Annotated in this window: 8 protein-coding genes; 1 reads left to right on the top strand and 7 read right to left on the bottom strand. The window is 39.9% G+C overall.

Annotated features, from left to right (window positions below; all coding sequences use genetic code 11):
• The 5 genes from J500_RS09200 to icd all read right to left on the bottom strand — a co-directional run.
• A partial coding sequence (locus tag J500_RS09200; protein ID WP_034699148.1) for an IS5/IS1182 family transposase occupies positions 1 to 267 on the bottom strand: 267 nt, incomplete at its 3' end.
• A gap of 26 nt (positions 268 to 293) precedes the next feature.
• Positions 294 to 1,538: a voltage-gated chloride channel family protein gene (locus J500_RS09195; RefSeq protein WP_034699218.1), complete on the bottom strand. Its 1,245-nt coding sequence runs from the start codon at positions 1,536 to 1,538 to the stop codon at positions 294 to 296.
• Between the two features lie 121 nt (positions 1,539 to 1,659).
• On the bottom strand, positions 1,660 to 2,487 hold the full coding sequence (locus tag J500_RS09190; RefSeq protein ID WP_034699216.1) for a PhzF family phenazine biosynthesis protein: 828 nt from the start codon (positions 2,485 to 2,487) through the stop codon (positions 1,660 to 1,662).
• A 31-nt stretch (positions 2,488 to 2,518) separates the two neighbouring features.
• On the bottom strand, positions 2,519 to 3,910 hold the full coding sequence (locus tag J500_RS09185; RefSeq protein WP_034699214.1) for an L-cystine transporter: 1,392 nt from the start codon (positions 3,908 to 3,910) through the stop codon (positions 2,519 to 2,521).
• Between the two features lie 331 nt (positions 3,911 to 4,241).
• Positions 4,242 to 5,501, bottom strand: coding sequence for an NADP-dependent isocitrate dehydrogenase (icd, locus tag J500_RS09180; RefSeq protein ID WP_034699211.1), 1,260 nt, complete (start codon positions 5,499 to 5,501; stop codon positions 4,242 to 4,244).
• A gap of 196 nt (positions 5,502 to 5,697) precedes the next feature.
• Between icd and J500_RS09175 the strand changes: the two genes are divergently transcribed.
• Positions 5,698 to 6,501 (top strand): rRNA large subunit pseudouridine synthase E, encoded by an 804-nt coding sequence (locus J500_RS09175; protein WP_034699209.1) that lies wholly within the window; start codon positions 5,698 to 5,700, stop codon positions 6,499 to 6,501.
• A gap of 46 nt (positions 6,502 to 6,547) precedes the next feature.
• Here J500_RS09175 and J500_RS09170 read toward each other — a convergent pair whose 3' ends face one another.
• Positions 6,548 to 7,285 (bottom strand): hypothetical protein, encoded by a 738-nt coding sequence (locus J500_RS09170; RefSeq protein ID WP_034699208.1) that lies wholly within the window; start codon positions 7,283 to 7,285, stop codon positions 6,548 to 6,550.
• 156 nt (positions 7,286 to 7,441) lie between these two features.
• Positions 7,442 to 9,673: an NADP-dependent isocitrate dehydrogenase gene (locus tag J500_RS09165; RefSeq protein ID WP_034699207.1), complete on the bottom strand. Its 2,232-nt coding sequence runs from the start codon at positions 9,671 to 9,673 to the stop codon at positions 7,442 to 7,444.
• Positions 9,674 to 9,865 lie beyond the last annotated feature (192 nt).

Below are 9,865 nucleotides of genomic sequence, written 5' to 3'. Positions count from 1 at the left end.
ATTCCAGTCGAGGTGAGCCATTTGAAAAAGGCTTTGAATGAAACCTTGTGTTTGGCGTAAAGCCAGTTGGAACAGGTTTCGTATCGTCAGGGCAAATTGAATTGCTATATCAGTGTAGGTAGGTTGACGTCCTTTTTTTCCAGTAGGTGTTGCAGACCATTGCATTTGGGGATCAAACCAAATGGTGAAAGCACCCCGTTGACGTAAAGCCTGATTGTACTCAGACCAGTTCGTTGTTTTGTATCGGCTTTTTGATTCTGTATTCATCTAACATGTATGGGGATGAAATTTATTTATGCAACAAAGCCCTCTTCACCACGTAATTTTAAATTCTGCTGGATATATAGACCACAATTTCCAGAAAACAAATAAGCCAACAAGCAGGTAATGACAGCGTACTGCGCGATATCTGCTCCAAACAACTCAATTGCCAATACGATAGACGTCAGTGGTGCTTTACTTGCACCAGCAAATAAACTCACTAATCCTAAACCTGCAAGCAATGAAATAGGTAGAGGTAAAAACTGACCTAAGGCGTTGCCAAAAGTTGTACCAACAAAAAATAGTGGCGTAATCTCCCCACCTTTAAAACCTGAACCGAGGGTGGTTGCGGTAAAAATGATTTTTCCGAGAAAATCGGTTACGGGTAAATCGATATAAAACGAGGAGATAATACTGCCAACACCTAGACCATTAAATTTTTGATGCCCCACGATAATCGTCATCAACATAATTAAAATACCGCCCACCATCGGTCTAAATGGCATAAAGCGCACGTAATGATTGAGTTGTTTACTGACGAATAAAATAGAAGCAATAAAAATGCGAGCCACAAATCCAAATAATAATCCCGCGACAATCAGACTTGAGATGGTGGTGAAATTGAAATCTGGAAAACTTGAAACAACATAATACTGATGAGGATGACTAATATGAAATAACTCAGGAATCTGCGAGGCAACCAGTGCAGAAACAAAACAAGGAAACACCGCAGAATAACGGAGTTTACCCAATGCAGTAATTTCTAAACCATAAATTGCCCCAGCCAATGGCAGTCCAAAAATAGCGGCAAAACCTGAACCAATACTGGCAATCAGAAATATTTTTCGGTTATCTCCTGGCACTCTAAACGCTTGGGTAATATGATCGGTCAATGCACCCGATAGTTGTACCGCAGGTGCTTCGCGTCCAGCAGAACCGCCAAAAATTTGCGTCAAGATTGCTGTAAAAAAAACCAGAGGTGTCATTCGTTTGGGAATAAAAGCCCGAGGGTGATGAATTTCATCAATCAGCAAATGCGTTCCCTTCTCAATCGGCGTGCCATAATAATAAAACAAATATCCAATCAATAAGCCAATAAACGGCAAGAAATAAACCAACCACGGATAACTGATTCGAGTTTGATTGGCAAGGTCAAAGCAGACAAAAATGAGACTGGATGACAAGCCTGAAATTAACCCAATCATCACAGAAGCAACCACCCAGTACGCTGTGTAACGAATGATCTGTGTGTACTCAGAGGACGGGAAAACTTTCATAAATACTTGCGTCTATAGCTATTGTATTAAAGTGGAAATATATCGCTATTATGATTTGACGACATGAAAATAAGCTTAACGCGTGGCAGCAATTTATTCCACTTGAAAAAAGAATGTATTTTTATAATGCATGAACTTCGATCTCACTTTGCATATATAACACCGCATATCCTGCAATTTCAATTCGATCATTTTCTAAAAGACGACTATATAACACACCACCTCGTTTTGAAGCTTGATAAGCAATCAGCTCAGTTTTATTCAATTGATCTGCCCACAAAGGGACAATTGCGGTATGAATTGAACCTGTGACTGGATCTTCATCGATACCGATCGCAGGTGCAAAATAACGTGATACACAGTCATATTCGATACTATCCGATGCGGTGATCGCAACATCCAGTGTTGAACTTGTAATTGCAGTACGCATTTTACCCAATGTCTTGAGCTTGACTAAATCAGGTTGTTCATCCAAGACATCCTGTACGCTTTCGTACTGCACAATATAAGCTTGCGGATTGGCATATACCGCTTTAAATGGTTTTGACAATGCTTCATCTAAAATAGCAGGATACTCACTCAACTTTTCAGCACGGCGAATTGGAAAATTCATTAAGATTTTGCCATCTTCCGCTTGAGTCACGATAAAAATGCCTAGATCTTTAACATGGAATTGTAGCGTTGTTGCCTGTGTGTAATTTCTAAATAGTACAAATGCACTTGCAAGGGTTGCATGACCACAAAAAGCTACTTCATCCGACGGTGAAAACCAACGAATCGCATAGTTTTCATCATCAAGTTTTTTGACAAACGCCGTTTCAGATAGATTATTTTCAAAAGCAATCGATTGCATCAGTGCTTGATCAGGCCAAGCTTCTACCACCAAAACCGCAGCAGGATTTCCTTTGAATAATTGCTGGGTAAAAGCATCGACCTGATACATTTTCATTCTAGATTTTTCCTTGTTTTAAATTTTGAGTTTAACCATGACTCAGCTCAGAATCATCGTCACTGTTTAAAATATCTTTATTGGTTTGATGCATCAATTGACTGGTGATGGTACCTGCGGTCATTGAACCATTCACATTTAATGCGGTACGTCCCATATCAATTAACGGTTCAATCGAGATCAAAAGTGCAACCAAAGTCACGGGCAAACCCATGGCAGGCAATACAATCAATGCCGCGAACGTTGCACCGCCACCCACACCTGCGACACCAATCGAACTTAAAGTGACAACCAAAATCAGCGTTGCAATCCATAAAGGATCAAAAGTATTGATTCCTAAAGTTGGCGCAACCATCGTTGCCAGCATCGCAGGATACAAACCTGCACAACCATTTTGACCTATGGTCGCACCAAAAGATGCTGAAAAACTGGCAATTGACTCAGGTACACCTAAACGCTGCGTTTGTGCTTCAATATTTAAAGGAATACTTGCCGCACTGGAACGACTAGTAAATGCAAAGGTTAAAACTGGCCAGACTTTTTTAAAGAAGCGTAATGGATTAATCCCTGATAGCGATAATAAAATGCCGTGTACTGCAAACATAATCGCTAGACCCAGATAAGACGCAATCAAAAATCCACCCAGCTTTAAAATATCCGCCATATTTGAGCCTGCAACGACTTTGGTCATGAGCGCAAATACACCATAAGGGGTTAAAGTCATGACCAAACGCACAAGCTTCATGATCCAACCTTGTAAAGATTCGATTCCGCGTAATACATGTTGTCCCTTTTCTGGCTCATCTTTTAGCAGCTTTAATGCGGCCACCCCTAAGAAAGCAGCAAAGATCACTACACTAATAATGGATGTCGGATTTGCACCCGTTAAATCTGCAAAGGGATTGGTAGGAATAAATGACAACAATAACTGCGGTACATTTAAATCCGTGACTTTAGCGATATAATCACTATGCAGTGCTGATAATCGGGCTGTTTCCTGTGTGCCTTGCACCAAACCATCAGCTGTTAAGCCAAATAAATGGGTTACGCCGACACCGACAAAAGCGGCTATTGCCGTAGTAAACAACAAAATCCCAATGGTATAAAAACTAATTTTGCCCAAAGAACTGGCATTATGCAGTTTAGCCACAGCCCCTAAAATCGAGATAAAAACCAAGGGCATCACTACCATTTGCAACAGTTTGACATAGCCATTACCCACGATATTAAACCATTGCATAGATGCGCTAATCACTGGACTCGACTCACCGTACACCAGTTGTAGACCCAATCCAAACAACACACCCAGCAACAAACCTGCGAGGACTTTTTTTGACAAACTCCAGTGAGTTTTATGCGTCCGCGTCTGTAAAATAATTAATCCAATAAAAATAATAATATTGATCAGCAAGGGCCAGTTCATACAGACACCTGAAAGTTGACAAAAATCGTTGGTAATATTGGAGCATAGATAGCTGTTACGAAACTAGCCCCTCATGATTTAATTGGTTAGACAGTAACGCCTATGTTTATAGTTTTTACTTCTAAGTATTTTATTTAAATGAATTTGTTAAAATATAACATGACTGATTTATTTAGCATCCAATACTCAACTTCTTTCATTCTTCCCTTTTAATTTGCTCTATGGGAGAAAAATAAAGGGGGGGTTAAACAATGATGAAAGAAGTCTACTATTTCAACACATGATGAAGTCCAAAAAATTAACCTCTCTAGGATGAGAGGCTCATTTCAAACTATTCATCATCCATATGCTGAATAATCGCTTGTGCAAATTCAGAACAACGCAATAGTGTTGCGCCTTGCATGAGTCGTTCAAAATCGTAGGTTACGGTTTTTGCAGCAATTGCAGCAGAAATCCCTTTGATAATTAAATCCGCAGCTTCTGTCCAACCCATATCACGTAACATCATTTCAGCCGAAAGAATAATCGAACCCGGATTGACTTTATCCTGACCTGCATATTTCGGCGCTGTGCCATGCGTTGCTTCATAAACCGCAACAGCTCCGCCAATATTTGCACCTGGCGCAATTCCAATCCCACCCACTTCAGCAGCTAAGGCATCGGAAATATAGTCGCCATTTAGATTTAAAGTTGCAATCACAGAATAATCGCTAGGACGCAACAAAATTTGTTGCAGAAAAGCATCGGCTATTACGTCTTTAATAATAATGTCTTTGCCAGTTTTAGGATTCTTAATTTTTACCCAAGGTCCACCATCAATGAGTTCACCACCAAAGCGCTCAATGGCCAGTTCATAGCCCCATTCTTTAAATGCACCTTCGGTATATTTCATGATGTTGCCTTTGTGTACCAAAGTCACATTTGGCTTATCATGATCAATCGCAAACTGAATCGCTTTGCGCACGAGACGCTGTGTACCTTCTTTAGATACAGGTTTGACCCCAATACCGCAACTTTCAGGGAAACGAATTTTGGTCACGCCCATTTCTTCTTCAAGAAACTTAATTATTTTTTTGGCTTCAGGCGAATCTGCTTTCCATTCAATCCCTGCATAGATATCTTCTGAATTTTCACGGAAGATCACCATATTGGTCTGTTCGGGATGTTGAACGGGACTCGGAACCCCTTTAAACCAGCGAACAGGTCGAATACACACATACAAATCCAATTCCTGACGCAAAGCAACATTCAGTGAACGAATACCCCCACCCACTGGCGTCGTGAGTGGCCCTTTAATAGAAACGACATATTCACGTAATGCCTCAAAAGTTTCTTCGGGCATATACGTGCCATAAATAGTATTTGCTTTCTCGCCGCAGTATACTTCCATCCATTCGATTGAACGCTTGCCACCATACGCTTTTAGCACAGCAGCATCTACCACTGCTCTCATAGCTGGTGTAATATCCACACCAATACCGTCACCCTCAATGAAAGGAATGATTGGATGGTTTGGAACATTAAGTGATAAGTCTGCATTGACTGTGATTTTGTCACCATCCGCTGGAACCACGATCTTTTGATAACCCATTGTCTAGGTTCTCCCTTTTTAAACTGGCGAATCACGTGTGCCCCTGAGGACATACGTTAAAGTTTATTTTTTAATCGCTAATAGTCTAATCCAAAACAGGTTTTTTTGAGATTTTAAGGTTGAATAACTACATTTCTCCATTAAATAAAAACCTTTTATTAACGGTGATGACCAATAACCAAAGTAGTTTATTGATATGAAAATTGTTGTTTTTAACAAGCCTTATGATGTCTTATCCCAGTTTCGGGAAGATAGCGCGCATTTAACTGTTTCAAGTTTTATTCATGATCCTGAATTACGTATTGCAGGACGTTTAGATCTAGACTCTGAAGGTTTAATGTTTTTAACTGATCATGGCGGTTTAAATCAGTTCATTACTCATCCAAGTAATAAAAAATATAAAACTTATCTGGTTCAGGTGGATGGAGATATCACTGAAGAAGCGTTGCAACAATTACGTAAAGGTGTAGAGCTGGCTGATGGTCTCACTTTACCTGCCACTGCGATTAAAGTGTCAGAGCCAGATTGGCTTTGGGAACGTACCCCGCCTGTACGCTTTCGTGCCAATATTCCTACCTCTTGGGTTGAAATTTCAATTTGTGAAGGACGCAACCGTCAGGTACGTCGTATGACGGCTACTGTTGGTTTCCCTACTTTACGCTTGATTCGTACCAAAATTGGCTCGATTGATCTGGTTCGACTAGGTTTGCAACCGGGCGAACAAACTGAGATTGAACCACTACTTTATCCTGACTTTAAGGATGTGCCAGAAGATAAACCCTATCGTTCACGCTCTTATGTGAAAAAACCCGGCGGCACAGGTGGTAAACCGATGCATCATAAGCATAAAGATGCAGATAAAAAAGATCCGAATAAGAAAAAGTCAGGAACTAAACGTATCTGGCAAATGGATGAAAATGAGAAGCCGCGTCGCAAGACCAATGGTACGACTCGCCCAAATACTAAAGCGCCGCGTGGTCGTAATCGTAATGGTCGTTGAGGTTTAGGTATGAATAAAAGCTCACGAAAGTGGGCTTTTTTTATTATTAATAGATCTTCTTCAGAAAGAAATTTGATTCGTAGAATGGGTAATTTGTTTGATACACATGCATAATTAATTCATATTTAACTGAACGTCCATTTTTACATTCATAAAAGAAATCTAATGAATCTTCCAATTCTTTTTCTTTATTTAATTGGTCCAAATGAAATTGTGTAAGCTCTAGACTAACTTCCTGCGATGTGGATGATTTTAATCTATTAATTTTGTTAAATATTTCTTTGCTTTGTGGATGGATTAATTTCAGATTAAAAGCATCACCTCCAAGATTTTCTAAGGTATATTTGATTACGATAAATACAATATTATCTTTAATGTCTATCTTGGGGTCACTACTGCTACCATATACAGGAGAATTTACTTTAGATTGAGAAATAATAAATCTAGGTTCAAGCATCTTATGCTGTTCATCTAATTGCTGTTTTTGAAGATTTATAAATTCGACTTGCTGCTTTATGCCTTCTCGCATTTCACCAATTTGAAGTTGCAATGCTCTTTCTTGTTGTTCTAATGCTTTAGTATTCTGATCTAACTGCTTACCTTGCTGCATATACCCTAAAATCAACCAAAAAAATGCAATAGGTGCGAAAACCCCAGCTAAAAAGTCTCCTAATTCATTCAAAGACTTTGGATGCCCTAATCCAGTAAAAAAATAAATGAGTACAATGATCGTAACCCAAATTGCTGTAACAATAATTCCTGTACTTAAACTTTTCTTATTCATATATTCTCTAAGAATTCATTCTAAATCTATGTTTTTATGAAAATTTAACTTTTGATCAAGCAACAGTCAAATTTTAAAAACTTAGTTCACAAAAAAACCGATGCTTTTGCATCGGTTTTTTCACAATATGGGTAAAATAACCCATATTATTTTGACTTAAATGGTTTCTAACGCAGCATTCAATGTAGAACTTGGACGCATTACTGCTTCCACTTTCGCTGGATCAACCGCATAGTAACCACCGATATCAGCAGGTTTACCCTGAACTGCTGCTAGCTCTGCAACGATTTTATCTTCATTGTCAGCCAAAGCTTTCGCAAGTGGTGCAAACTTGGCTTTTAACTCAGCATCTTCATCTTGAGCAGCAAGTGCTTGTGCCCAATACAATGCCAAATAGAAATGGCTACCACGGTTATCAATCTCGCCAGTACGACGTGATGGAGACTTATCATTGTCCAGTAATTTACCCGTTGCCTGATCTAAAGTTTGAGCAAGTAACTTCGCACGTTCGTTATTTTCCTTAATGCCTAACTCTTCAAGAGAAACAGCAAGGGCAAGAAACTCACCCAAAGAATCCCAACGCAAATGGTTTTCTTCAACCAACTGTTGTACATGTTTCGGCGCCGAACCACCTGCACCAGTTTCATACATACCCCCGCCCGCCATTAACGGAACAATAGACAGCATTTTGGCAGAAGTACCCAGTTCCATAATTGGGAACAAGTCTGTGAGATAATCACGTAAGATGTTACCCGTAACAGAAATCGTATCCAAACCACGTGCTACACGCTCAAGCGTATAACGCATTGCACGAACTTGTGACATGATCTCGATATCAAGTCCAGCCGTATCATGATCTTTTAAGTATTTTTCAACTTTTTTGATCAATTCATTTTCGTGTGGACGGTATGGGTCAAGCCAGAAAATAGCAGGCATACCCGAGTTACGTGCACGAGTAACAGCAAGTTTTACCCAATCACGAATCGGTGCATCTTTAACCTGACACATGCGCCAGATATCGCCTTCTTCAACATTTTGAGACAGTAAAACTTCACCTGTTTCAAGATCAGTAATATTGGCAACACCCGCTTCAGGAATTTCAAAGGTTTTATCGTGAGAACCGTACTCTTCCGCTTTTTGTGCCATCAAACCTACGTTTGGCACTGTACCCATGGTACGTGGGTCGAAGTTACCATGCCATTTACAGAAATTAATCATTTCCTGATAAATACGCGCGAAAGTTGATTCTGGCATCACCGCTTTAGCATCATACTGCTTACCATCTGCCCCCCACATTTTACCACCAGCACGAATCATGGCAGGCATAGAAGCATCAACAATGATATCGTTTGGTGAATGGAAGTTGGTAATGCCTTTGGCTGAGTCTACCATTGCAAGTGCAGGACGGTGTTCCTGACATGCATGTAAATCTTCAATAATTTCTTCACGTAATGAGGTCGGCAAAGTTTCGATTTTTTCGTAAAGACCTGCCATACCGTTATTGACGTTAATACCTAATTCGTCAAATAACTTACCGTGTTTTTCAAATGCATCTTTATAATAAATTTTAACGCAGTGACCAAATACGATCGGGTGTGACACCTTCATCATGGTCGCTTTCACGTGTAATGAGAACAAAATGCCTGCTTCACGACAGTCTTCAAGTTGTTTCTCATAAAAGTCGCAAAGTGCTTTTTTGCTCATAAACATAGAGTCAATGATTTCACCATCAAGCAAAGCGACTTCAGGTTTAAGCACAATGCTTTGACCGCTTTTGGTGATTAATTCCATTTTCACTTTACGCGCACGGTCCAGTGTCAATGATTTTTCACCATGATAGAAGTCGCCTTCTTCCATATGTGAAACATGCGTTTGAGACCATTGCTTCCATTCGCTCATTGAATGAGGATGTTTTTTCGCGTAGTTTTTTACCGCAGCAGGCGCACGACGGTCAGAGTTACCTTCACGTAATACAGGGTTTACCGCAGAACCTAGACATTTGCTATAACGTGCCTTGATCGCTTTTTCTTCGTCAGTGGTTGGGTTTTCAGGATAATCTGGGATTGCGTAACCTTTTGACTGCAACTCTTTAATACATGCAGTTAATTGACCCACTGAAGCACTAATATTTGGTAACTTGATAATGTTGGTATCTGGATCTTGGGTAAGACGACCAAGTTCTGCAAGATTGTTAGGTACTTTCTGCTCATCTTTTAAATATTCAGAGAACTCTGCGAGTACGCGTGCAGACACAGAGATATCGCTTTTGTCGATATCAATGCCAGCTGGCTTGGTAAAAGTCTCAATGATTGGAAGCAGTGAGTAGGTCGCTAAAAGTGGCGCCTCATCGGTCAGTGTGTAAATGATTGTTGACTTTCCACCAGCCATATATATCTCCTGCTTTGGATTGCGTTGTGAGGAATGAGCTTGTGACCCTCTCCTACGAACCGATTTGCTTAAATAAAACCCTGAGAGTATCGACTCTCATTGCATTTCAGTCAACGTAATATCTAGTGATAACGACATTTCGCCAGAAAATAGTAAAAGTAAATCTTCTCAGCAACATTCGTTAAATTTATT

This window comes from Acinetobacter sp. 479375 (genome assembly GCF_000581715.1).
GTDB lineage: Bacteria > Pseudomonadota > Gammaproteobacteria > Pseudomonadales > Moraxellaceae > Acinetobacter > Acinetobacter ursingii.
Note: the sequence above shows the minus strand (reverse complement) of the source record. Positions and strands in the feature narration are given on the sequence as shown.